This window comes from Pustulibacterium marinum, assembly GCF_900116665.1.
Lineage (GTDB): Bacteria > Bacteroidota > Bacteroidia > Flavobacteriales > Flavobacteriaceae > Pustulibacterium > Pustulibacterium marinum.
The window spans coordinates 1-25,503 of sequence record NZ_FPBK01000008.1; the positions used below are offsets into that span (position 1 = coordinate 1).

The window sequence follows — 25,503 nt, forward strand, 5'->3', positions numbered from 1 at the left end:
ACGCGTTACGCACCCGTGCGCCGGTCTCAAAATAGCAAGCTATTTCTACCCCTCGACTTGCATGTGTTAGGCCTGCCGCTAGCGTTCATCCTGAGCCAGGATCAAACTCTTCATCGTTAAATCTTAAATAATTTTTAACTATATGAAGCGCATAAACTCTTTATACTCAAAATGGATTTGCTTAAATCTTTGATTTTAAATCTCTTTAAAATCGTGCTGTTAACAATATTTTCAATGAACTTGATTTCTTTATCTTTACCTTCTCTCCGAAAGCGGGGGCAAATATAAGAAGTTTATTTCTTAAACTCCAAAAATTTTTTGAAGTTTTTTTTTGATTTTTTTCAATCCTAAAATGAATTAAAAAAACACAAACCCTTATCCCACCTGTATTTTAAAGAACTCGCCTTGTTTCTTAAAGCGGGTGCAAAAGTAGATGTTATCTCTAAACTAACAAACTTTTTTGAAGTTTTTTTAGTTTCTTTTTTTTTAAGACCTAAACCCTAAAAAAAACCACAACACCAACTCTTCAATGAACACCTCTTTCTTCCAAAGCGGGTGCAAATATAAAACCTTTTTAAACCAATCAGCAAACTTTTATTTAGGTTTTTTGAAAAGAAAAAACCTAAATCCTTATATCCAAATAGTTACACATTGAATTAATTCAATTATGTCATTGAATCGGCAATACTAAGTCAATAATTAATGAAAAAGCGCATTAGATTCCATTGCCTTTTGAAGCTGTTTGTGTGATTTAATCATCAATTTAGATTTAAATGACTTTACATGACGCATATGATGTATATCAGAACCCGTAAAATCAATCATCTGATTTTTCAGTAATTTATCAGCTGCTTCTGCAACAGACCTTCCATAATACCCAATTCCTGACAACATATTCATTTGTAATAAACACCCTGCTTCTTTCAACATTTCATATTGACTAAAGTCATTATGATAATATAAGTATCTTTCAGGATGAGCCATAACCGGCTTATACCCCTTTAATTGAATTGCATACAAAATTTCTCGTAAATTAATTGGAGGATTCATATATGAGAGCTCTACCAATATATATTTATCCTTTAAAGGAATAATATCATTTGCTTCTAATGTTTTTTCTAAAAAATTAGAATCTAGAAAATATTCTGAAGACGCTTTCAACTGAACGCTCACGGCAAGATCTTGCTTTGTATTCTTAAGCAAATCATATGCCTTCAATATTGTTTCAGAAGTATTCTCCCAAACATTTGGCAACGTATGTGGAGTTCCGATAATTTTTGAAAACCCCAACTCCTTCATCCCGTTTAATAGTTCTTCTGATGTCTCAACACTATCAGAGCCATCATCGATACCAGGAAGAACGTGTGAATGTATATCTATATAACCTGAGGGAATTAATTCTTTTAGAATAGGCTTCTTTCCAAATGAAAAAAACATAGTAATTTAATTTTTAGGAATGCAATGTAGCAAACATTCTACAAATTACTACGCCTCATCCACACTACTTTTATGATTACAGCTAGGTTTTCATTACTCAATTATCATATTGAGTATTTCTATAGCAGCCTCACTAATTTTTGTACCAGGCCCAAAAACACCTGCAGCACCAGCTTCTATTAGAAATTTATAGTCTTGCTGAGGAATCACACCACCTACAATAACCAAAATATCATCTCTTCCATATTCCCTTAAAGTTTTTACAACCTGAGGAACCAAAGTTTTATGACCAGCTGCCAAACTTGACACACCCAAAATATGAACATCATTTTCCACAGCCTGCTTAGCTGCTTCTTCAGGAGTTTGAAATAATGGACCTATATCTACATCAAAACCAACATCCGCATAACCAGTAGCTACAACTTTTGCCCCACGATCATGACCATCTTGCCCCATTTTAGCTATCATTATACGAGGACGTCTTCCCTCCTGCTCAGCAAACTTATCTGTTAGCTCTTTTGCCTTCACAAAGCTTTTATCTTCTTTCATTTCTTTACTATAAACACCACTAACCGAATTAATTTTCGCCTTATACCTTCCAAAAACATTTTCCAAGGCATTGCTAATTTCACCAAGTGTTGCTCTTTTTCTAGCAGCATCAACTGCCAATGCAAGCAAGTTCTCACTATTACCTTTTGCTGCTTCTGTCAATTTACTTAATGAAGCCTCTACTTCCGAACTATTTCTAGACTCTTTTACCTCTTTTAATCTAGTCAACTGCTGATGCAACACCTTCTTATTATCTATTTCTAGAATTTGAAGAGGCTCTTCTTTAGACAGTCTATATTTATTAACCCCTACAATCACATCCTTTTCACTATCAATTTTAGCCTGTTTTCTAGCAGCCGCTTCTTCTATCCTCAACTTCGGAATCCCAGATTCGATAGCCTTAGTCATTCCTCCTAATTCCTCTATTTCTTCCATCAAAGCCCAAGTCTTTTTCACAAGCTCCTCCGTAAGCGACTCTACATAGTAACTACCCGCCCAAGGATCTACTGTTCTTGTAATATTTGTTTCTTTTTGCAAATATAATTGTGTATTTCTAGCTATTCTTGCCGAAAAATCTGTGGGCAATGCTATAGCTTCATCCAAAGCATTTGTATGTAAACTTTGAGTCCCTCCAAAAGCTGCCGCTGAAGCCTCTATACAAATCCTAGTCACATTGTTAAATGGATCTTGTTCTGTTAAACTCCAACCACTTGTTTGACAATGTGTTCTTAAAGCTAATGACTTCGGATTCTTTGGTTTAAATTGATTAACCAACTTAGCCCACAATATTCTCCCGGCTCTCATTTTTGCTATCTCCATAAAATGATTCATTCCGATAGCCCAAAAGAATGAAAGTCTTGGCGCAAAACTATCTATATCCATTCCGGCTTTTAAGCCCGTTCTTATATACTCTAGCCCATCTGATAATGTATATGCTAATTCAATATCTGCTGTTGCACCCGCTTCCTGCATATGATATCCAGAAATACTGATACTATTGAACTTCGGCATATTCTTACTTGTATATTCAAAAATATCTGAAATAATCCTCATGGAAGGAGTAGGAGGATAGATATAAGTATTTCTTACCATAAACTCCTTTAAAATATCATTTTGGATTGTTCCGGATAGTTGTTCAAGCTTTACTCCTTGTTCTTCAGCTGCTACAATATAAAACGCCATAATTGGCAATACAGCCCCATTCATAGTCATAGAAACCGACATTTGATCTAACGGAATTTGATCAAATAACACTTTCATATCTTCTACAGAATCAATCGCAACACCCGCCTTACCTACATCTCCCACTACACGCTCATGATCACTATCGTAACCACGGTGAGTTGCCAAATCAAATGCAACAGACAATCCTTTTTGACCAGCCTCTAAGTTTCTTCTGTAAAAAGCATTACTTTCTTCCGCAGTAGAAAAACCTGCATATTGACGAATTGTCCAAGGTCTTGTCACATACATTGTACTGTATGGCCCGCGAAGATAGGGTGGTATTCCAGCCGAAAAATGTAGTTGCTTCTTTTCACTTAGATCATCTTCACTATAAATAGACTTCAACACTATACCTTCCGCTGTAGTATACTGTTTCCCTTTATCTTCTACTTGAGTAGACTTAGATCTATTTACTACTAACTCCTGAATATTTTTTCTTTTCATCCTAAATTTTTAAGATTCTGAAAATAATCGTTGCTTCTCCCATTTCTCTGATAAACGTCTTACCAGAATAGGCTCTATAAGCGTTTTGCGTACATTCTTCTTTGGAAAGATTGCTTGGCGTATTTCATTCTTCATCCTATCCTCTTTGTTTGGAAATACATTTGTTCCCACAGCATAAATTTTGCCTTCATCAAACATCGCCTGTTCTTTTAAAGCACTCTCTTTGATTTTCTTTTGTATTGTATGGTTTTTTAGCTGCACTAAAAAGCCTCCTCCATTCTCAATTGATTTGAATAATTCCAAAGCTTTTTCAGCAAGTTGACCTGTTAAAGATGATATATAATAAGACCCTTCAGCCGGATTTTTAACTTTATCAAAGTAACTCTCCTCCTTCAATATGAAAAGTTGATTCCTGGCTATTCTATCTCCAAAATCATTTCTTTCATGAAACACAACATCATAAGACCTATTTTCTATTACATCTGCACCTCCTAAAATAGCACTCATACATTCCGTTGTAGTTCTCAACATGTTTACATTATAATCATACAATGTTTTATTTCTCAATGATGGGATTGCCTCCACAGTAAAAGAAACTTTTAAATCACTGTAAGCACTTATTAATGTATCCATCAAAGACCGTAAAGCACGTGTTTTAGCAATTTCAAAAAAGTAATTTCCAGCATAAGCTACATTAAATATTAAATGTAGTTTTCTTGAAATATTTTGTGATGAAAAATGATTTAAATACTCGTTGCAATGAGCTAGCGCGTATGCTATTTGCTGAATCATATTGGCTCCTGAATTTTGATATAGTCCAACATCAATTCCAATGGAAATATTCCCACCGGAATTTAGCAAACTATCTAATGATTTATGATCATCTGAAAGTGAAGAATACCAATTTCCTGTAGTAGCTAGATTTCCTATAATATCTACACAAATACTATGGTTGATTTTACTATTCTTTAAATATTCTTGAAGCGCTAGCAAAAACTCTACATCTAGAAACTTGACATCAATAACCAAACTAACATTCGAGAGATCGACTCCAGAGAACAACAGTTCAAAATCAACATCGCTCTTTAATACCAGCTTAATTCTTGCTATTTCTAATGCTACCAAAGAGAGTAATTTCTTTTTTGCATCAACTATATTTTCAACTATAACGGACTCTTGAATTTGCCATTCCTTCACCAACGGAACATGAATACCGTTTTGCAAATCCTCTATCGTATAAAACGGTTTCACATCAATCCCTTCCAAAGAATGCCAAACTAGAGTATCATTAAAATCTTTTCCTTTAAGATCAAACTGAATTTTCTGTTTCCATTGTTTAGCTGAAACTTCAGGAAATTCATCAAATAAATTATTTTTTGTGAAGCTCATAGCAATTGCTTTTTATCAAATGTACTAAAAACCTATAGCAAATCTATCAAATACACATCACATTACCAGAAAAACAAGCGAATAACTAAAACGTTGTATTGAATTGCCTGTAAATTAAAAAAGCATCCTTAGTAAGGATGCTTTCTACACTGTTATGAAAACTTAATTTAGTTTTGTAATTTTTGTTGAAGCTTCTGAACAAGCTGCATACCCCATTGCTGCCCAACCTGCATAGATTCTGAAGTAATTGCAGGAGTTGCTTCTGCATACTTTTTACCTATTGGTGTTTGGTAAAATTTTATCAATGCTTTTAAATCATCTTCCGTCAACTGCTTTTTATAAACAGGAACTAACATTTGTACTAAATCATCGATTGAAGTACTTTTCATTTCATTTATAAACTCATCCACTGCTTCAGAATTTGAAGGACTTTGAGCTTTGTACATTTGAGCTACTTGATCTAGAACTGCAACATACGACTCTTTACTTCCATTTAAATCAAAAAGTGTTTTTAAAGTTTTAGCATAGGAATCTTCCTGTGCATGGGAAATCGAAACAACACCAACAAAAAGCATGATAGTTAAAAATAATTTTCTCATAATTAAAATGTTTATTTATAAAATTCCATATGACAATCCTAATTGCCATACCGATGTTCTAACTTCATCTCTTAGAAGCAAACCGTAGCTATATCTTGCTCCAATTTTCAGCCTGTTGGTAAGATAAAAACCAACATCAAAATTTAAATTTACTGAAATTCTATCTTCCGGATCATCACTGTAATTAAATAATTCTTCCATTGATTCATCATCTAACTCTATTGATATACCTTCAGCCGATGCAGTAATATTTCTAGCTAGCGAATATCCAACTTGTGGACCTACAGCAAAATCAAATTTCATTAAGTTTAAACGAAACATTAATGGAAGTAAAAGCAAATCTTCTTTACCATCTGCCTCCACATCCATTGAAAACATTCCACCAATTAAATCACTAGTATTTCCATTAGCTTTTACGGTTTGTCTAGCATAGAGCAATTCTGGAGCAAAAGTAACTTTTGGCGCTATAGGCACACTTACAAAAACTCCTAAATAATATCCTAGTCCCGCATCATACTCTGCAAATACATCTTCGTCTCCTACATATTCATAATACGCATAATTTCCACCACCTAAAATACCGACATCAAAACCATCTTGAGCATGAACAGCCGTTGAACAAATCAATACTAATAAAAATAATTTTTTCATAGTTGTAAGAAGTTGATTTATGGTAAAGATAGTTCAAAGCAATCCCCCATTAAAACAGAGGCTTCTTTTTTGGATAAAACCTAATAATTACAAACAAAAAAGGGATGTTTATTAAAACACCCCTCTTAAAATATTATTATATTCAATTTATTTTGCAAATGGACAATTACAGTGATAAGGCTCCTCTTCTTTACCTATATCAAAACCTAACGTAATTTGATGATATCCTCCATTTTGAAATTTAATATCTCCAAATTGATAAGAATACGTATATGCAAATAAGAAGTTATTATAATTAAAACCTACGATTGGAGAAAGCAACTGTAATTTTTGCTCATTTACAGACTGACCTAAAATGTATTCAGCACCATCTAAGCTAGTTCTATATGACAAACCTCCCCAAACATTACCAAAATCATCTATACTTCTATAAGCCTTTGCATTGATATCTATAGTTGATTCCTTTGTGTATTGTACATATTGAAATAATGTAGACGGCTCAAACGTCCATTCTCCGTTTCCAAAAGTATATCCAGTAGAAAATAATATTCTTCTTCTATTCCCTGGTTCTACATCTGAATAAACCCCTCTTCTTACCTTTGTCAAATTCATAACAGCACCATGAATATAAAAATCTCCAACCATGTAAGACACACCTAAATCAATATTCATATAAGAAGCGGTTTGATCTGACCCGTAGATATTAGGATCTGGAACACCATTGTAATCAAAGAATTCTGATTCATCCAAGCTTCCCTGTAGAAAAACTCCACTAATACCAAAAGATAACTGATTTAAAAATCTAGATCTTTGATCTAAACTAATATGGTGGGCATAGGTTAACTTTAAACCTGTTTGAGCATGATATCCATTTTTATCATTCAAAATGACAGCTCCCAAACCAGACCTTTCGCCTAAACGTGTATTCACACTTAAAGTTTGTAACGACGGGGCATCTTCTATTCCAAACCATTGTTGTCTGGCCGTTAATCTTACCTCTGTACCAGAAAAAGCACCAGCCATAGAAGGGTGTACTAGATAGTAGTTATCCGATAAATAATCTAAATAAACTGGTAAACCTTCTTGAGCATACATGTATCCTGAAAAAACAGTAAATAGAAGAAAAAAGTATTTTTTTAAATTCATGGTTATTTGTTGTCGTTTTTTAGTAAGTCTTTCAGCTTAGCTGTAATCTTAATTAGCGGCTCTTTTTTTTCAGATTTTATTTTCTAAACGTTTGTTTGTATCAATTTATTACAAAACTTAAATGATTCGTTAACAGAACATCAAAAATGTAAGTAATCAAACAACTTTTAGTAAATACTTCATTAAAAAATATTCAAAGCAGCAAATTACTGAAATCCTAATCAATTTTCATAACAATTTCTTAAATTAAATCAAAAATTATCAATCCATAAATTAATATCTCTATGAAAAATTAAAACAGTTTTGTTTTCCGTATTTTTGTGAAAAATATACAAATTATGACCCAATATAAAATAAGTATTCAGGAAACCAACAATCCTGCTATCATAAAATTCACAGCCAATGAGTTTGTATCTAAAAATTCATTTGAATACAAAAATATTGATGAAGCTGCAGATTCACCTTTGGCGCAGCAATTGTTTTATCTTCCTTTTGTAAAAACAGTCTATATCTCTGGAAATTTTATAGCTATTGAACGCTACAATATTGTAGAATGGAAAGATGTTTCTGAAGAAGTAGGTGAACAGATTGAAAATTATTTAAATAGTGGCAAGCCTGTTGTAAACAAAGATGAAGAAAAAAAACAAGTTCCAGCAACGGTGTATGCAGAAAGCACACCTAACCCAGCTGTTATGAAATTCGTTTCCAACAAAAAGCTGGTAACTACTATTTGGGAATTTAAGAATATAGATGAAGCATCTCATTCTCCTTTGGCTAAATCTCTTTTCCACTTTCCTTTTGTAAAGGAAGTTTTCTTGGATGAAAACTATGTTTCTATTACCAAATATGACATGGCTGATTGGGGAGATGTAACAATGGAGTTACGCGAATTCATTAGAACCTATATTGCAGACGATAAAGAAATAGTTAATGAAAATGCTCCAAAGAAAAAAGAAAATGAAGCAATAAGTGAAGAACATTTTGAAAATTTAGATACTACTTCACAACAGATCATCAATATTATTGAGGAGTATATTAAACCTGCTGTAGCCAGTGATGGTGGTAATATTCTATTCAAAAAATATGAAAAAGAAGATAATAGAGTTTCCGTAGTGCTTCAAGGTGCTTGTAGCGGTTGCCCTTCTTCCACTTTTACGCTAAAGAACGGAATTGAGAACATGTTAAGAGAAATGCTTCACAACCCTGAAATTAAGGTGGAAGCCATTAACGGATAAATCATAATTCAAAACTAATAAATTAAAAAAGGAGTGTTGATAAAATCAACACTCCTTTTTTATTACATACTATTTTTTTCTTATTTGATAATCTTGTTATAGTCTCTATGAAACTCCTGAAATAACTCTAACAATTTAATAGTTGCTCCTATCAAATCTTGAGTTTCCAACAACAAACTAAAATACAATTTAGTATTTTTAGGACTCGTTTCCGTTGTTCTAATTCTATCAATCTGCTTTTGAATTAACACCGAAACCTTTTCTCTCAACTCTTTATGTTGATAGATAATATCAGTAATATCATCAAAAGTTTCATTAGCAAAGTTCTTAGAGATTTCATTGAACACTACTTGTAGCTCTTTATCAATTCCTTTTAAATCTCTAATCTGATTAAACTTCAGGTTTTTATGATTGTTATTTACGTGACCAAAACTGTTTTTGGTAATATAGCCAATAGACTGAACCATATCTTGCAAATAATCCAATATCAAAATGTAGAATTTACTAGCTTCTACAGAAGTATCATCTAATGATTTAATGAAATAGAATACATCACTCTTTAATCCATCAACCTCGTCTTCTAGCTTTTTGAGGTCTTTCTTATTCTTCTTTAAGTTACCTAAATCTTGCAAACCTAAGTTATCAATAACTCCAGTGTACAAATGATTTACTTTTCTAATTACTTTTGAAATATTATCTGAACTTTCGTTGATAATTTCATTAATTGTAATAAGATCTGTTCTATCAAATTTTCTGTTGGCCTCTTTCTCTTTTTCAGATTTCTTATGAGCCAAGTAACTTCTAAGTAAAAGTAAACTAGCCAAAATAAGCAACCCAACAATTGCAATAATACCTCCAAAGTAAATAATTGTTGCAAAAATAGCTGCCGTTACAAAGGCAACCAAAGCTGTTACAAACCAACCTCCAATTACATTGAAAACTCCGGCAACTCTATATACAGCACTTTCTCTACCCCAAGCTCTATCTGCTAAAGACGATCCCATTGCTACCATGAAAGTAACATAAGTTGTAGAAAGTGGTAATTTTAAAAGTGTACCCACAGAAATCAATATACTTGCAACCACAAGATTTACAGCTGCTCTTACCATATCAAAAGCAGGAGCTTCCTCATCATTCTTCTTTACTATTGGTTTCTGAAATCTTTGATCTATTTTTTTAGATAAAGAATCTGGAACCACATACCCAATTCCTTGTGATAAATTGACCGTTGCTCTTACTACTAATCTGGAAAGACCGTTTGGCTCAAATCTTTCAGCACCATCATTTTGTCTTGCCAAGTTCACCCCGGTTTCTACAACCGCTCTTGCCTTTTTAGAAAACCAAAGCGTTACAATCATTACAAGCCCAGCCAAGAATAGCATTTGGGAATTTGCAGGAACTTTACCAGCTAATCCTTCCATAGTAAAGTTTGCTTGCATTCCGCCATCTACCCATAATCCGTATGAATTATAAGCCGCTAAAGGAACTCCAATAAAGTTCACCAAGTCATTACCCGCAAAAGCCATTGCTAAGGCAAAAGTTCCAATAATAATAACAAGTCTTAAAATATTTACTTTGAAAACACTTTGCAATAACTGAGAAACTGCTGTCCAGACAACAAAACTTATCCCCAATAATAACAACGTATTATCATTTACCCAATCAAGTGCTGTTGAAGGAATAAAAGAAACACCTTTCAATCCTTTAAAAAGAATAAAATAAGAGATTGCCGTAATTGAAAGTCCTCCAAAAATTCCGCCTGTATATTTTAAATTCTTTTCAAAATGAAATGTAAAAATCAAACGAGAAAAATACTGAATAATGGCCCCAACCGTAAATGCTATGAGAACCGAGATAAAAATACCCCGTATAATCCCAAAAGCTTGTTCTGTATTGATATATCTAAAAAGTTCATCAATACCTTGATCATCAGAATAAATCTTAACCAATGCAATTGCCACTGCAGAACCTAAAAGCTCAAAAACGATAGAAACCGTAGTAGATGTAGGCAGTCCTATGGAATTAAAAACGTCTAGAAGCAGAATATCTGTAATCATAACCGCTATAAAGACAATCATAATTTCTTCAAAATAGAAAGATTCCGGATGGAAAATTCCCTTCCGTGCAACTTCCATCATTCCACTAGAAAATACAGCTCCAACACCAATACCCACACTAGCAACTATCATAATGGTTTTCATAGAAACCGCCTTTGATCCGATTGCTGAGTTTAAAAAGTTTACGGCATCGTTACTTACTCCTACAACTAAGTCTATAATAGCAAGGGCAAACAATGCCACTAACATGAAAATATATACCTGATCCATATTAAATTATTCAGAGCACAAAAGTGAGGCAAGTTCAAAAACTATATGTTAATTTAATGTTACCAATTAGTTTCAAATGCTTCATTTCCATACTCAATTTAGTATTTCTTAAAAACCTCGTAAAAGTACTATTTACAAAAAGTATACAAGTTATTTTAAAATTAATTATCTTAAAAGTTCAAACATCTATTAAAATGGCCACACCAAATAAATTGATTCACGAAGAAAGTCCTTATTTAAAACAACATGCCTACAATCCTGTAGACTGGCATCCTTGGTCAAATGAAACATTGGAGCTAGCAAAAGAATTGCAAAAACCATTACTCATAAGCATTGGTTATGCCGCTTGTCATTGGTGTCATGTAATGGAAAAAGAAACGTTTGAAGATACAGACACCGCTTACTATATGAATAAAAATTTCATTAATGTAAAAGTGGATAGAGAAGAGCATCCAGATGTTGATAGAGTTTATATGAATGCTTTGAAATTAATGACTAATAGCGGAGGTTGGCCACTAAATATTTTTGCTATGCCAGATGGAACTCCTTTTCACGGCTGCACTTATTTACCCAATGAAACCTGGAAATCTAACATTCAAAAGTTAGCCGACATATACTATAACGAGAAAGAAAAAATTCAGCTATACACTGGTCAAATCCTCAATGCTCTAAGATTGTTTGATTTAACTGAAAAAGTAGAAACTAGTTGTATTGACATTCGATTAATACGCATGGCAAACAAAGAATGGTCAAAAAAATGGGATTCTGAAATGGGCGGAACAAAAGGAGCTCCAAAATTCATGATGCCAAGCGAACTCAATTATCTTTTAAATTTTGCAATTCTAGAAAAGAACGATGAAATAAAAACTCATGTGTTCAATACACTTACTAAAATTGCTCAAGGTGGAATTTTTGATGTTGTGGCAGGAGGTTTTTCAAGATACAGTGTTGATGAAAAATGGCATGTTCCACATTTTGAGAAAATGCTGTATGACAATGCTCAATTACTCTCTCTTTACAGCAAAGCTTACAGACATTCCAAAAATGATTACTTCAAAACTATTATAGACAAAACTGTGCATTACCTTCTGAAAGATTTCAAGAACGAACAACATTTATTTTATGCTTCTTACGATGCCGACAGTTTAAATAATGAAAAAACACAAGAAGAAGGAGCGTATTATTGCTGGACAAAGAATGAATTAATAGAGCTTTTAGGGAATGAATTTCCATTGTTTCAAGAAGTTTTCAATATCAATGCTGCTGGTTATTGGGAAGATGATAAATACGTTTTATTCCGAACTAAAACATGGGAAGAACTGGCTACTTCTCTTCACCTAGAAAAGAATGATCTAGAAAAACGCATTCAAATTTGTTTAACTATTTTAGAAAGTGAAAGATCAAACAGACCTAAACCAGCGCTTGATCACAAAATAATTACCTCTTGGAATGGACTTATGATCTCTGCTTTAGTAGAAACTTACTTAGCCCTTCAGTATGATCAATTATTAGATTTAGCCATTTTATCTGCAAATTCGGTTCTAAAACATCTTACCAGTAGCGAAAACAAACTCTATCACACCCTAAATTATTCTAAAAAAATTCCGGGATATTTAGAAGATTACGCAGCCATAATCGATGCATTTTTGAAACTATATGAAGTAACTGGAGATTTCAAATGGTTGAATGAAGCCAAATTTTTAGTCAACATTTGTTTAGATGAATTTTATGAAGAAGAAACCGGAATGTTTTATTTCACCTCAAAGAATCAACCTGCCATTATTTCTCGTGGAGTAGAAAGAACGGATGATGTTATCCCGTCTTCCAATAGCATGATGGCTCAGAATTTATTCAAATTGGCTTCGTTGACTTCTTCAGAAATTTACAGGAAATATGCATTAACAATGACTATCAACATATTTTCAGACGCAAGAACACACCCACAAATGTATAGCAACTGGCTAGATCTCTCCTTAAAAACAGATTCTGACACCTATGAAATTGTGATTATTGGTAAAAATGCGAAGGATGTTTATTTACAATTTACAGAAAACTATTATCCGAATCATGTGTACGCCCTAAGTACTTCGCCATCGGATTCTCTCATTTTTAAAAACAGATTTCAAGAAGGAAAAACGCTCATTTATGTTTGTAAAAACAACGTTTGTCAATTACCACATGAAACCGTAGCGGAAGCATTAAACGAAATAAACAATTAGTTCTTTTTGCCTGCTATAAAATCTTTCAAATAAAAAGGTTCAAAATAAGCAACATCTTCGAAATCCTTTTGCTCGAATTTTTCGGAAGCAATCATTCCTAATTCTTGAGCAGAAGGAAATCTATCTTCGAGATACTGAATATGCACGTTAGATATAAGCTCTTTGGTCTTTGGCATTCCATCACCTAACAGAACCACTTTTCCTTTCTGGATATATTCCTGAAACGAATTTTCATCAATCACTTCAGCCTTAATTTCTCTTATGAAATTCAAATTTTTATCTAAAATGGCCGAATACACTTCCATACGACGCGCATCTAACAAAGGAATAATGTAATCAACTTTACACAATGAAGCTTGCTTTGCTAAAACCTCCAGCGTAGATACGGCTATCAAGGGTTTATCCCACGCAAAACACAATCCTTTAGCTGCTGAAACTCCAATACGAAGACCTGTATATGACCCCGGACCTTTGCTTACAGCAACGGCATCAATATCTTCCTGAGTTACACTAGCCTCTTCCATCGCAGCCTTTATAAATACATGTAACTTTTCTGCATGAGAGAAATTACCCGTATTTTCTTCCTTTAAAGCAATCAATTTTCCATTTTCCGTAATGGCAACGGAACAATTGGTTCCTGAAGTTTCAAGACATATGATCTTTGACATGAGAAAAAATTTATGCAAAAATAAAAAAGAGAAGTGCAAAATAACACTTCTCTTTTCCCTTTTTTAATACCAGCTAGCAATAAACTGGCACTTGCGCTAACAAACTTGGGTAATAGTTTTTCTGCTAATTCTTTCTTTTTCTTTAACTATGTTAGCATTTTTCCCCTAAACAAAATTTAACTAAATCAATAATTAAAATCACCTTCTTTTTACCCCTAAAAAGGTTAACTATTAATGAACAATACAAAGAAACAACCTATATTAATATCAAAAAATCCCCATATATGGGGATTTTTCATTTTTTTTTAATTTTTTTCAAAAGCTATTTGATTTCTTCTTTAGTCTTTACTTTATCTCCAGAATTCAATGTTTTTGAAACCATCGTATAAGGCCCTGTAATTACTTCTTCTCCTTCTTTTAATCCACTGATAATTTCAATATTTGATTCATCCTGAATTCCCGTTTTTACAACTCTCAATTTTGCTACATCACCTTCCTTTACATAAACACATTCAAAACGCTCGTCTGCTGTATTCTCAGATGTTTTTGCCACGACTGGCTTTTTCGTGCTTGTGGTATCAGTTTTCATGATTACCGCGCTAATTGGAACCGCCACAATTGCATCTTTCTTTGTAGTAATAATATCTACCGTTGCAGTCATCCCAGGACGAAATGGCGAAAACCCTTCTGGTTTACCTTCTAACAAATCTTTGTACGAAGATTCTAATATTCTAACTTTCACTTTGAAATTGGTAACCTGATCTGCACTTGTAGTTTCATTTGCTGTATTTGCAATTTCGGTTACTAATCCTTTGAACTCTTTCTTCAAATAGGCATCAACTTCTACAATCGCGCTATCACCAACTGCTACTTTTACAATATCATTTTCGTTTACATCCACTTCAACCTCCATGTTATTTAGGTTGGCTACACGAAGAATTTCGGTACCTGTCATTTGTTGTGTACCCAAAACACGCTCTCCTATTTCCACATCTAGCTTCGAAATTGTTCCAGATACCGGAGCATAAATCGTAGTTCTTTTTAAATTATCCTGAGCTTCTGAAACTGAAGCTGCAGAACTTTTCACATTGTAAAAAGCAGATTCTTTACTTGCTTTTGCACTTTGATAAGCAGATACAATTTGGTCCCATTCAGACTTTGAAATAATGCCCTTTTCAAAAAGAACCTTATTTCTATCATAATTTTGTTTAGCCTCTAGCAAACCTGCTTCTGCTTGCTGTAAATTTGCTTTGGTTGTTTGTAAGGCTGCTTGAGTCCTGCTTACACTTGACTCATAAATATCTGGATTGATACTTACCAGCAAATCACCTTTTTCTACTTGTTGACCTTCTACAACCGGCAAAGCAATGATTTCACCGGAAACTTCAGAAGAAATTTTAACCTCTACTTCCGGTTGAATTTTACCTGTTGCAGAAACTGTTTCTACAATACTTAATTTTTCTATTTTTTGAAGTGTTACCTCCTTGCCTTCATCTTTTTGGCCCAGCATTCCTGCTTTGTTTAAGCCAAGTAAACCTAAAATAATGATCAAGATAACGGCTAAAATGATAATAAATGTCTTTTTGTTCATAATTGAGATAGGATTAATTGGCAGTTATTGGAATGCCAAAATAGAATTCTAGTACTTTAAGTTTAAAAATATAGTCGTATTTATTTTGCACAACATCAGACTGTGCACTTTCGAATTCGGTTTTTGATTGATTGAAATCATAAGAATTAAGAAGTCCAACATTGAATCTTTCTGTAGAAAAATTATATGCTTGTTGGCGCGCTTCCAATGTTTTCAAAGAAGCCTCGTATAATTTTCTTGCATTAGAAGCATCCATATAGGCTTGATAAACATTTTTTTCAAGATCTAATTCACTTTGCTCCAAAGTATACTCCGCTCTAAGCACATTTATTTTACTTCTTTGAACTTGTGCTCTTGTATTAAACCCATTTAAAATAGGAACACTTAGTTGCAACCCTACCGAAAGACCGTCAAACAAATACAATTGCTCACGAAATGAAAAATAGGGACTTTCTGACCATCTGGTATTGTAATTTGCAAAGGCAGAAAGAGAAGGATAATATCCTGATCTAGCAACTTCAACATCTTTTTCAGCAACATCAAGATTCGCTTCAGCAATTTTAAGTGTATTCAAAACCTCTTTTGCCTTCTCAGAAATCTGTTGTGGTGATTTGGTTAAAACATCAGCATCTTCCGGAACATCAAACTCTTCATCGGCAATGTCAAAATTCATATAATCCTTTACTAATAAGGTTTGAGCCAAACCAACTCGGGAAATCAACAATGCATTTTCTGAACTGATAATAGCTTGCTCTTGCGAAGCGTCGGTAGCTTGTAACTCATAAATATCCCCTGCTGGTAAAGAACCGGCATTGATCAACTCTTGAGTTCTTTCGATATTTTCCTTGGTTAATTGATTTTGTGCTTTTAAAACTTTCAACTGTTCTTTATTGAACAAAATTTGAAGGTACGCATTGGCTACCATTAAAACCACATCGTCTTTCATACCGTCTAAAGCATATTGACTTGCAATTTTATTCAGCTTTGCTCTTTGAAAATTTTTCCATGCCGAAAGTCCTGAGAATAAATTTACACCACCTCCTACGTTTGCTGAAAACGAAGCAAAAGTTTGATTAATAATGGTATTTGTAGTTGGATCTTGGTTGGCACCGGTGTTAGAACTGTAGCTACCTGAAGCACTTAATGATGGAAGAAAGTTTCCTTTTGCAGATAAAATATCTACATCGGTAGTTTCTAAATCTAAAGTAGATTGCTTTACAGAAATATTATTCTCAAGTGCGTAGTTTACACATTCTACCAATGTCCATTTCTTTTCTTGTGCGTTTACAAATGAAATCGCAAAAAGACAAAGTAGAAATACACTTCTTTTAAATTGTATAGCGTATTGCATAAATAATAGGTCTAATGTTTTTTGAATGATTCTTCAGTTGCATTAGACTAGCATTTATACTTTTTGTTACAAATAAATCTTAATTTCTGAATTTTCTATAAATTATGAAGACAACGCCTGCTACTAGAACGTAAGGAACCGCCATAAGATATACAATTCCGTTATTGATTGCTTCTGCCTGACTGGTATCATCACCATTTTCTAAAACCGCTCTACACATAGCACATTGCGCGGATCCTTGCAAAACAAAGAAACACACAAAAGCTACGGATAAGATGTATTTTATTTTCTGATTCATACTACCCATAATACGGAGCAATCATAAAATAAACCACTACACCAGTAGTTGCTACATACAGCCAAATAGGAAACGTAATTTTTGCAATTTTTCTGTGTTTATCAAAACGCTCTGCCAACGCTCTTACATACGAAATCAAAACCAATGGAATTATTGCAATGGATAAAAGAATGTGTGTAATAAGAATCACATAGTAAATATACTTAGAAGCTCCTTCTCCACCGTATGGAGTAGAATCTGCACTCATGTGATACGCAACATACATCACAAGAAAAACAAGCGAAAGCCCAATACAAACCTTCATCAAATTTTCATGTAATTTTACATTCTTATTCTTGATTGCCAAAAAAGCGACTACCAATAAAATAGCAGTTGCGGCATTGATACCTGCATAAATTGGAGGTAAAAAATAAAAAGGCTCTACATCTAAGCCAAAATCGGCTAACTTTATTGTGAATAAAATTGCTACTGCAATTGGAATAATTACCGACAGGGCAATAATCCACTTATTATATTTTTTTTCTACAGTTCCTTGTGCTTCCATTTTTTGTAACTCGTATTATTTTCTTAACTCTATAGCTATATCGTTCATTAAATCTCTAATTCCGTCGTCTTCTAGACCGTCGTAATATACAATAGGATTTCCATATTTATCTTTACGACTTACAATATTTCCGTTCTTATCAATCAACGCAAATAGCCCTGAATGCTCAAAACCTCCATTGGAAACATCACCCTCTCCAACATAAATATTGAAACCTGAATTGGCTAACTCAAAAATATCATCTCGATCTCCTGTAAGAAAATGCCAGTTTGGATTTTTAACTCCGTACTTATCTGCATAATTTTTTAAAACCTCTGGAGTATCGTTTTCAGGATTAATGGTTATAGAAGCGATTCCAAAATTCTTTTTCGTAATAAATTCATTCTGAATTTTTATCAAATTCTGATTCATCACAGGACAAATGGAAGGACATGTTGCAAAGAAAAACTCTAACACATACACTTTCCCCTCATAATCTTTATTGGTGATGGTGTTTCCATTCTGATCGGTAAAACTAAACTCAGGCGCTTTACCCATAGTTGTCATTTCTATATAATCTTCCATCCCCACCATGTGACGATCATCATCTACAATGGTATCGTTTTGAACTTTTTTAGAAATCATTCTTACTGTTAGAAAACCAAAAATCAAAACAATAATTATTAATCCAATAACATATTTTTTATCCTTCATCTCCACTTAATTCTTTTAATCTTCTTTGATCTGAATCAAATTTTCCATTTCTTTTATCACGGTATTCCTGAAACAAAATTCTAAGATCTTCTGTAACTTTCTTTTGTAACTCCGCTAAATTCTCTGCGTTGTAACCATACAACTTCCCTTCGTCCTCATCATCTAATCGACCTCTTAAATTCATTTCCTTATCAATTATATAGAAATGGTTGTTCATTGCCATTGTAGAAGAATTGATACTTCCTTTGAACTTTTGAAAATAGGTATTTACGGTTTGCTCATCTGCAAAAACAAAACGCCAATATTTCAAATCTACATACTCTCCAATTTTACTACGAATAGCTTCCTCGGAAGGTTCATACTTTTTTGGAACTACAAATATCACTTGGAAATCTCTAAATCCTTTTGCCCATTTATAAGCTTTCTCATTAAGATTTGAAATTTCCGGGATGTGTTTCAAAGGATCTTCATTGAACATCATTAAAACCGAAATATGATCTTTCAAATACACATTTGCTGTATCATATTCTTGATGAAAATCAGTTAGCTCCGGCACATTTTGTTTAACTACATCTAAAGGCGTGTAGTAATGCTTTGAAGAAAGCATGAGAAATAAAAATGTTACAGGAATTACAAATAACGACCCTAAAATTAATTTCTTTTTCATACATCATTTTAAAACAGTACAAAAATAAAAAAAGGCGGTTAAAAAACCGCCTTTCCTATATTCTTAACTTATTAAAAATCCCATTTAATAAATCCGTTTTGGTAAACTTCAAAAATGTAATCTCCTTCAGTTAACAAAATAAATGCTAAGTAAGGAATTAAAATTACTAACGGAATTACCAAAGAGTATTTAAAACTTGGTTTTTCATCTCTAAGGTGCATAAAGTCCCAAGCAATATAGTAAGCTTTTACTATTGTAAGAATAATGAATATCCAGTTAAGTAAACGCATGCCAAAAACTTTTGAACTCATTAAAAAGTCTGGCTTGTAAATACCAAGTACAACTTCAACTGTTGTAACGATAGATAAGAAGATTAAAACTCCCCATATCTTTTGAACGTTAGACTTGAACTTAACAGTTCCTCTGAATATTTCTAATTTATGTGTATCGTGTCCCATGATTGTAAACTTGATATTTTAATTAAACAAGGTAGAAGAATGTAAATACAAACACCCATACTAAATCTACAAAGTGCCAGTAAAGACCAACTTTTTCTACCATTTCGTAGCTCTTTCTTTTCTCATATGTACCTACAATTACATTTGTAAAGATGATGATGTTAAGCACAACTCCAGAAAATACGTGAAAACCGTGGAAACCTGTAATAAAGAAAAAGAAGTCTGCAAATAATTTGCTTCCATACTCATTTCTATGAAGGTTTGCACCTTGTACTATATATTTAGCACCTTCTAATTTTTCGATAGACTCAGCTCTATTAAGAATAGTCTTTTTACCATTCTCATCAAGATCTTGAAGTCTTACCAAAACATTGGCATCTGCTTCAAAAGCTTCCTGAACTTCAGCAACTGTATAATCTGCTTGAGAGTTTTGGCTCAAGAACCATAAATCTCCTGGCTCCTCAGTTTCTGCTGCTTCAGCATGAACAAATTCTGATAACGCAACTTGCTCTCCTGTTTTTGCATTTACAAATTGAAGAATACTACCACCTGTAGTTTCTACAGCTCCATATTCTCCACGAATAAAAGTGCTCCATTCCCAAGCCTGAGATCCAACGAATGCTAAACCTCCAACAATAGTAGCAAACATATACCAAGCAACTCTTGTCTGCTTAAGTTTGTGTCCTGCATCTACTGCCAAAACCATAGTAACAGAAGACATAATCAAAATAAAAGTCATCAATGCGACGTAGTACATTGGCAACTTATGACCATGCATAAAAGGGAAGTGAGTAAACACTTCATCGGCAATTGGCCAAGTGTTCATGAACTTAAACCTAGAAAAACCGTAGGCTGCTAAAAAGCCCGAGAAAGTCAAAGCATCGGAAACGATGAAAAACCACATCATCATTTTACCGTAACTTGCATTTAACGGCTTATTACCGCCGCTCCAAACTTTACCTTCTGTATCTGCATGTGTAACAGTAGCTTCCATATAAAGTATATCTGTGTTAAAAATTTCTCAAATTTACATTTTTTTCCATTTAAACGAAATAGAAAAAAGAAATCAGCATCAACCATAAAACATCTAAAAAGTGCCAAAAAGTAACACCTAGTTCAAATCCAAGGGTTTGACCGTTTTGGTATCGCTGTTTATAATGATTATAAATTACAACTAAAAGGACTATAAGGCCCGCCACAACGTGTAATATGTGCAAAACTGCAATTAAATATACAAACGAAGTGGTCACATTACTCGCTGGTCCCGTAAAGAAATACCCCTGCGCTATAAGTTCCTGAAAACCTAAAAATTGACACACTATAAATCCTATTCCTAATAACAAGGTTAACCCTAAAAATAGACTTGTAGAACTTCTATTTCCTTTTGAAAGTCCGGTCCATGCTAAATGCATGGTAATACTACTGATTAATATCATTGCAGTACTCACCAAAAATAACGATGGAATTTGAAAAGAAGTCAACCAGTCTTTTCGCTCACTACTTACAAGATATGCACTGGTTAATCCTGCAAACATCATGAACAAACTAATTATTGCAAACCATAGCATCATTTTTTTTGCTCTGGCAATTTTTTGGGTTTCGGTTCCCTGAGTTAAATCCATCATCATCCTGCAATAAATTTATCGGCTACGTAAATTATTTGTATTAAAGTTATATAGGTAACACTCGCAAGCATTAAATTTCTTGCAGATTTGTTATCTCTCTTATGGTATAATTTGAATGCGAACAACAACATTCCTATCCCACATAACGTAATTAACACTGCTGCAACTACTGAAAGATGCAAGTCTCCTGTTAATCCCGTTACCGGAAAAATTGCTGTAATCATCATCCAAAATGTATACATGATAATTTGCATTGCTGTTCCTTTATCTCTTTCTCCTGTTGGAAGCAGATTAAACCCACCTTTCTTATAATCGTCATGAAGCACCCAACCAATTGCCCAAAAATGAGGAAACTGCCAGAAAAACTGAATCATGAACAACATTCCAGGCTCTATACCAAAATTATTAGTGGCTGCTACCCAACCTAACATGAAAGGAATAGCACCAGGAAAAGCACCCACGAAAACAGCAAGCGGTGTTTTTGTTTTTAGAGGCGTGTAAACACAAGCATATAAAAAGATGGAAATAGCACCAAACATTGCTGTTTTAGGATTCACATAATACAAAGTAATTACTCCTAAAATGGTAAAAGCAATAGCAATAAACATTGCTACAGGAACGGAAACCCTACCTGCAGGTAAAGGTCTGTTCTGTGTTCTTTTCATCAAAGCATCCAAATCCTTTTCAATCACTTGATTAAAAGCATTTGAAGCCCCAACCATAAAATATCCTCCAAGAGCCAACAATAATAACGTATAAATAGAAATCGTTTCTGCTCCCAAAAGATAACCAGCAACTGAAGAAAACACGACACTCGCAGCCAAACCAACTTTGGTAAGTTGCTTGAAATCTTCAAAAGCTATGGAAAAAGAATTGGATTTAGAAATAGTATTCAATGCTGTCTTCATCAAGATTTACATGATTGTGGCCGCAAAGATAACCGCCAGATAAGTTTTGCGCAATGTATTATCCATCTTTTTTCTGGACGAAAAATAGGTTTAACAATTAACCACAATGATTTTACTCATTTTTTTAAAACAATTCTTAGAAAATTGAATCTTCAAATTCATGTATATTTGAAAAAATACTAACATGAAGAAACTTATTTTACTCGCATTACTCGCTACAGTTTCCTGTTCTGAGAACAAATCAGAAAAACAACCAAAAACTATAAATGATGTTCAGAAAGAACAAGCCTTTCAACTTTCTATGGAAGAAGCATATAAAATTTCACAATTACCAATTACTTGCATAACTACCGAATTCCCTAATAAAACAAGTCAATCTCTTAGAAATGCTGAAGACTTAGGAAGTCCTTCTCAACTCCACCCAGCTTTTTACGGATGTTTTGACTGGCATTCATCCGTTCACGGTCATTGGTCCATCGCAGCCGTACTAAACAATTTCCCCGATATCAAAAACAAAGACACACTTATTTCAATATTAAAAAATAGCATTTCGGAAGATAAGATAGCCGGCGAAATAACCTATTTCAACAGATCTAATGAATACAGTTTTGAAAGAACTTATGGATGGGCTTGGCTATTAAAACTTTCCGAAGCCTTAAAAACTTCAAACATAGAAGAGTTGAATCAACTTCATGAAACGCTACAACCGCTTACAGAAATTGTTGTGCAACGCTATCTTGATTATTTACCAAAATTGCAGTACCCAACCAGAGTTGGTACACATACGAATACCGCATTTGGTTTAAGATTAGCATATGATTATGCATTGAACGAAAAAAATAATGAATTAAAAACGTTAATTGAAAAAACAGCTGATCGATTTTTCAAAAATGATGCTGACTGCCCTATTTCATGGGAACCTGGAGGAAGCGATTTTCTTTCTCCTTGTTTGGAAGAAGCAGACCTGATGCGTAAAATTTTATCAAAAGACAAATTCAAAATTTGGTTTGAAAACTTTCTTCCGGAAATGAAAAACAAAGATTATCAATTAGCTACTGGAATTGTAGGTGATAGATCTGACGGGCATTTAGTTCATTTGGATGGACTAAATTACAGCAGAGCTTGGTGTTTATACGGTATTGCAAACACTTTAGGAGAGGATTACAATCATTTAATCCCTGTTGCTAATAACCATATTAAAAACGCTATTGACAACTTAAATGGTGATACCTACGAAGGCAGCCATTGGCTAGGAACCTTTGCACTGTATGCTTTAATAGAAGGAAGTAAAATTTAAAAATCGTTATACCAATTAAATAAGTCTGTTCTAAAACCAAGAGAAAACCAAACTGTACTTTGTTTAAATGTAGTTTCGGTCTCCGCAGTTGGATCAAAATTTCTCAAAAGCACATTACCGTATAATCGCAAGTTGGTTACAGGATTTATAACGTAACCAGCTTGTAATTCGGTAATAAAAATACTCGTTTTATTACCCTGAAGCATTTCTATTCCAACATCTGCAGTTCTATCGTCATAGCTTCTGTAAATATCTCCACCATAACTATAGCTATCTTCAGTAGTATTGAAATCTAATCCTCTTTGACCATATGTAAGTTTTCCATAGCCAAACCAGCGTCCTTTTCTATAATTTGCTATAGCAATCATCTCTCTAAAATTGGCACCCCATAAATGTGCCATTGATTGATTATTGTGTCCGTAATTATACCTAGGATATCTATGCGCATAGGTGTATGGACGTACTTGGTTATATTCAAATTGCAACAAAAGATCTTTCACTTTAAAAGCATTGTAATACTTAGCTCCTAACTGAAAACCATATTTATTTTTCCAACTTTTTTCTCCACCTGTAAAATCACCTGTTGAAAGTTCATCTAAAATGAATTGCCCATATAAGTTCACACTATTATTTAATTTGTATTTACCGGTTAATCCCATTAAGGCATTTCCGGAACGTGAACCCGCATTAAATTCTATTGCTCTGTAAAATATAACCGGATTTAAATTAGCTACATCAAAACCTCTATTGTTATCATCATTCCAGATTACGGACTCGAAGAATCCTAAGTTTAATCGTTTAGAAACATTCCAACTTAAATAATGTGTAGCCATAAATTTCGTAAGAAAAGCACCATCTTCAGTAACCTCTGGCCTAACATCTTTTAACCACATCCAAGTATTGGTATATTTCAATTTCCAAAAGGTAGTATTGATTTTGAAAAACGGATAAGGACTTGCTACATCACTGGTTAATAAAGAACGATATCCATCTCCAATAAAATTCTTACCATTACCAAACTGAAAATTAAAATGCTTACTTGGAGAATAGGATAAATAAGCTTCTGCAACCGGATAATCATAACCATCTTCTCCGTAAGCTTTAGCTATTCCACGCCCTGGAATTATAGCCGGGTTTCCACCGTCTGGAGCCATGCTCTCTGCATAGTCATTAAAATAACCGGCAAAACGTCCTTGACTCTCATAAAAAGTAGTATAAAAGGCTAGGTTTTTTCCAATCCCACCTTGCACCTGCACTGCTCTCGTATTATTATAGGTATTGATTCCGCTTTCTGTATCTTTCCCAACCCGAAGATCGGCCACGATATCAAAATCTATCCAATAATCTTTTCCTCTTATAGTTGCAAAATGCTCATTCCAAAATTTACGTCCGAACCATGTTTTTCGATCTTGCAATAGAGAGTTCGTATAGCCTTCAAAATCATAATACTGCTGCACTTCATTATATAAAAATGGTTTTGAAGCCGTATGAGAATTAGTCCCCACAGCATTCATGGCAGCATCAAAAATAGCATACCGTTGATGCTGAAAAGGCACATTTAGGTTACTTTCAAATTCTTTATTTACATAAGTACTTTTCTTGAAAGCATCATATTCATTTGTTGCATCTAATTTTGCAAACGCATCCAAAGAATCTGTAACTACTACACTTCTTTTTCTTTCAGACGAAATCATATCAGATGGCTCTTCTAAATTAGAAGTATTCATTTTTGAAAATGGATATTTCAACTGTAAAGAAAACTGCATATATGTTGGTTCACCGTTATATGTAGCAGGCTGTATATTATCCAATGTAGCAAAAACATTTTGCATTTCAGACTTTAAAGATTCTTCTGCTGTATCTATATAAACCAACTTGAAAGCTCCTTCTTCTGAAACTTCAAATAGTATACCTATTGGATAAACTTTTGTAGAATCTACACCTGAAGGCTTATGAAAACTCTCCTTTATTTTAGCTAGTAAAGTACTATTAAAACAGCTCTGCATGAATACCGTAGAATCACACTCTTTAAAACTTGGATATACTTCTGAAGTATTTTGAATTGTTTGTCCAAAAGAAAAACAAACAAATAAAAGTAAAAGGCTAGTTAACTTTAGAGTCTTCATAAGACAAAAACATTATTTATGACGGAAAGATAGCATTTTTTAAATCAGGGATAAAAA

General features: G+C 33.6%; 22 protein-coding genes and 1 rRNA gene. 3 read left to right on the forward strand and 20 right to left on the reverse strand.

Annotation, left to right across the window (positions count from 1 at the left end):
• The 7 genes from BM383_RS11225 to BM383_RS11255 all read right to left on the reverse strand — a co-directional run.
• A 16S ribosomal RNA gene (locus tag BM383_RS11225) occupies nucleotides 1–117 on the reverse strand; the annotation flags it as partial.
• 582 nt (nucleotides 118–699) lie between these two features.
• Nucleotides 700–1,437 (reverse strand): tyrosine-protein phosphatase, encoded by a 738-nt coding sequence (locus BM383_RS11230; RefSeq protein ID WP_093025238.1) that lies wholly within the window; start codon nucleotides 1,435–1,437, stop codon nucleotides 700–702.
• Nucleotides 1,438–1,530: 93 nt separating this feature from the next.
• Complete coding sequence (gene scpA, locus BM383_RS11235) at nucleotides 1,531–3,654, reverse strand: methylmalonyl-CoA mutase (protein WP_093025239.1); 2,124 nt, start codon at nucleotides 3,652–3,654, stop codon at nucleotides 1,531–1,533.
• Between the two features lie 9 nt (nucleotides 3,655–3,663).
• Nucleotides 3,664–5,043 (reverse strand): methylmalonyl-CoA mutase subunit beta, encoded by a 1,380-nt coding sequence (locus BM383_RS11240; protein ID WP_093025240.1) that lies wholly within the window; start codon nucleotides 5,041–5,043, stop codon nucleotides 3,664–3,666.
• Nucleotides 5,044–5,210: 167 nt separating this feature from the next.
• Nucleotides 5,211–5,642, reverse strand: a complete 432-nt coding sequence (locus BM383_RS11245) for a DUF2059 domain-containing protein (protein ID WP_093025241.1) — start codon at nucleotides 5,640–5,642, stop codon at nucleotides 5,211–5,213.
• A 15-nt stretch (nucleotides 5,643–5,657) separates the two neighbouring features.
• Nucleotides 5,658–6,293 carry a porin family protein gene (locus tag BM383_RS11250; protein WP_093025242.1) on the reverse strand — a complete coding sequence of 212 codons (636 nt, stop codon included), beginning with the start codon at nucleotides 6,291–6,293 and terminating at the stop codon, nucleotides 5,658–5,660.
• Between the two features lie 147 nt (nucleotides 6,294–6,440).
• Nucleotides 6,441–7,439 (reverse strand): PorP/SprF family type IX secretion system membrane protein, encoded by a 999-nt coding sequence (locus tag BM383_RS11255; RefSeq protein WP_093025243.1) that lies wholly within the window; start codon nucleotides 7,437–7,439, stop codon nucleotides 6,441–6,443.
• A gap of 338 nt (nucleotides 7,440–7,777) precedes the next feature.
• Between BM383_RS11255 and BM383_RS11260 the strand changes: the two genes are divergently transcribed.
• A complete protein-coding gene (locus BM383_RS11260) occupies nucleotides 7,778–8,674 on the forward strand; it encodes a NifU family protein (protein ID WP_093025244.1) in 897 nt (298 codons plus the stop codon).
• Between the two features lie 80 nt (nucleotides 8,675–8,754).
• On the opposite strand, the gene BM383_RS11265 is transcribed toward BM383_RS11260, so the two are convergent.
• Nucleotides 8,755–11,001, reverse strand: a complete 2,247-nt coding sequence (locus tag BM383_RS11265) for an inorganic phosphate transporter (RefSeq protein WP_093025245.1) — start codon at nucleotides 10,999–11,001, stop codon at nucleotides 8,755–8,757.
• 194 nt (nucleotides 11,002–11,195) lie between these two features.
• On the opposite strand from BM383_RS11265, the gene BM383_RS11270 reads away from it, so the two are divergent.
• On the forward strand, nucleotides 11,196–13,220 hold the full coding sequence (locus tag BM383_RS11270) for a thioredoxin domain-containing protein (protein ID WP_177229111.1): 2,025 nt from the start codon (nucleotides 11,196–11,198) through the stop codon (nucleotides 13,218–13,220).
• On the opposite strand, the gene tsaB is transcribed toward BM383_RS11270, so the two are convergent.
• The 11 genes from tsaB to cyoE form a co-directional block, all read right to left on the reverse strand.
• Nucleotides 13,217–13,888 carry a tRNA (adenosine(37)-N6)-threonylcarbamoyltransferase complex dimerization subunit type 1 TsaB gene (gene tsaB, locus BM383_RS11275; protein WP_093025247.1) on the reverse strand — a complete coding sequence of 224 codons (672 nt, stop codon included), beginning with the start codon at nucleotides 13,886–13,888 and terminating at the stop codon, nucleotides 13,217–13,219. The two genes, BM383_RS11270 and tsaB, sit on opposite strands and share 4 nt — an antisense overlap.
• A gap of 322 nt (nucleotides 13,889–14,210) precedes the next feature.
• On the reverse strand, nucleotides 14,211–15,479 hold the full coding sequence (locus BM383_RS11280; protein WP_093025248.1) for an efflux RND transporter periplasmic adaptor subunit: 1,269 nt from the start codon (nucleotides 15,477–15,479) through the stop codon (nucleotides 14,211–14,213).
• A 13-nt stretch (nucleotides 15,480–15,492) separates the two neighbouring features.
• Nucleotides 15,493–16,830, reverse strand: coding sequence for a TolC family protein (locus BM383_RS11285; protein WP_093025249.1), 1,338 nt, complete (start codon nucleotides 16,828–16,830; stop codon nucleotides 15,493–15,495).
• A 79-nt stretch (nucleotides 16,831–16,909) separates the two neighbouring features.
• Entirely contained in the window at nucleotides 16,910–17,128 is a 219-nt protein-coding gene (locus BM383_RS11290) for a hypothetical protein (RefSeq protein WP_093025250.1), read from the reverse strand.
• A 1-nt stretch (nucleotide 17,129) separates the two neighbouring features.
• Complete coding sequence (locus tag BM383_RS11295; protein ID WP_093025251.1) at nucleotides 17,130–17,672, reverse strand: DUF420 domain-containing protein; 543 nt, start codon at nucleotides 17,670–17,672, stop codon at nucleotides 17,130–17,132.
• A 15-nt stretch (nucleotides 17,673–17,687) separates the two neighbouring features.
• A complete protein-coding gene (locus tag BM383_RS11300) occupies nucleotides 17,688–18,365 on the reverse strand; it encodes an SCO family protein (RefSeq protein WP_093025252.1) in 678 nt (225 codons plus the stop codon).
• A complete protein-coding gene (locus tag BM383_RS11305) occupies nucleotides 18,355–19,032 on the reverse strand; it encodes a hypothetical protein (protein ID WP_093025253.1) in 678 nt (225 codons plus the stop codon). Before BM383_RS11305 ends, BM383_RS11300 begins: the two co-directional genes overlap by 11 nt.
• A gap of 71 nt (nucleotides 19,033–19,103) precedes the next feature.
• Nucleotides 19,104–19,490 carry a cytochrome C oxidase subunit IV family protein gene (locus BM383_RS11310; protein WP_093025254.1) on the reverse strand — a complete coding sequence of 129 codons (387 nt, stop codon included), beginning with the start codon at nucleotides 19,488–19,490 and terminating at the stop codon, nucleotides 19,104–19,106.
• Between the two features lie 22 nt (nucleotides 19,491–19,512).
• The gene (locus BM383_RS11315) at nucleotides 19,513–20,484 is read right to left on the reverse strand and encodes a cytochrome c oxidase subunit 3 (RefSeq protein ID WP_093025255.1); all 972 of its coding nucleotides are present in this window, start codon (nucleotides 20,482–20,484) and stop codon (nucleotides 19,513–19,515) included.
• 49 nt (nucleotides 20,485–20,533) lie between these two features.
• Nucleotides 20,534–21,118, reverse strand: coding sequence for a cytochrome c oxidase subunit 3 (locus BM383_RS11320; RefSeq protein WP_317040079.1), 585 nt, complete (start codon nucleotides 21,116–21,118; stop codon nucleotides 20,534–20,536).
• The gene (gene cyoE, locus BM383_RS11325) at nucleotides 21,115–22,023 is read right to left on the reverse strand and encodes a heme o synthase (protein WP_093025256.1); all 909 of its coding nucleotides are present in this window, start codon (nucleotides 22,021–22,023) and stop codon (nucleotides 21,115–21,117) included. Before cyoE ends, BM383_RS11320 begins: the two co-directional genes overlap by 4 nt.
• A gap of 184 nt (nucleotides 22,024–22,207) precedes the next feature.
• On the opposite strand from cyoE, the gene BM383_RS11330 reads away from it, so the two are divergent.
• On the forward strand, nucleotides 22,208–23,320 hold the full coding sequence (locus tag BM383_RS11330; protein ID WP_093025257.1) for a DUF2891 domain-containing protein: 1,113 nt from the start codon (nucleotides 22,208–22,210) through the stop codon (nucleotides 23,318–23,320).
• Here BM383_RS11330 and BM383_RS11335 read toward each other — a convergent pair.
• Complete coding sequence (locus BM383_RS11335; RefSeq protein WP_093025258.1) at nucleotides 23,317–25,446, reverse strand: gliding motility protein RemB; 2,130 nt, start codon at nucleotides 25,444–25,446, stop codon at nucleotides 23,317–23,319. The two genes, BM383_RS11330 and BM383_RS11335, sit on opposite strands and share 4 nt — an antisense overlap.
• Nucleotides 25,447–25,503: the final 57 nt, after the last annotated feature.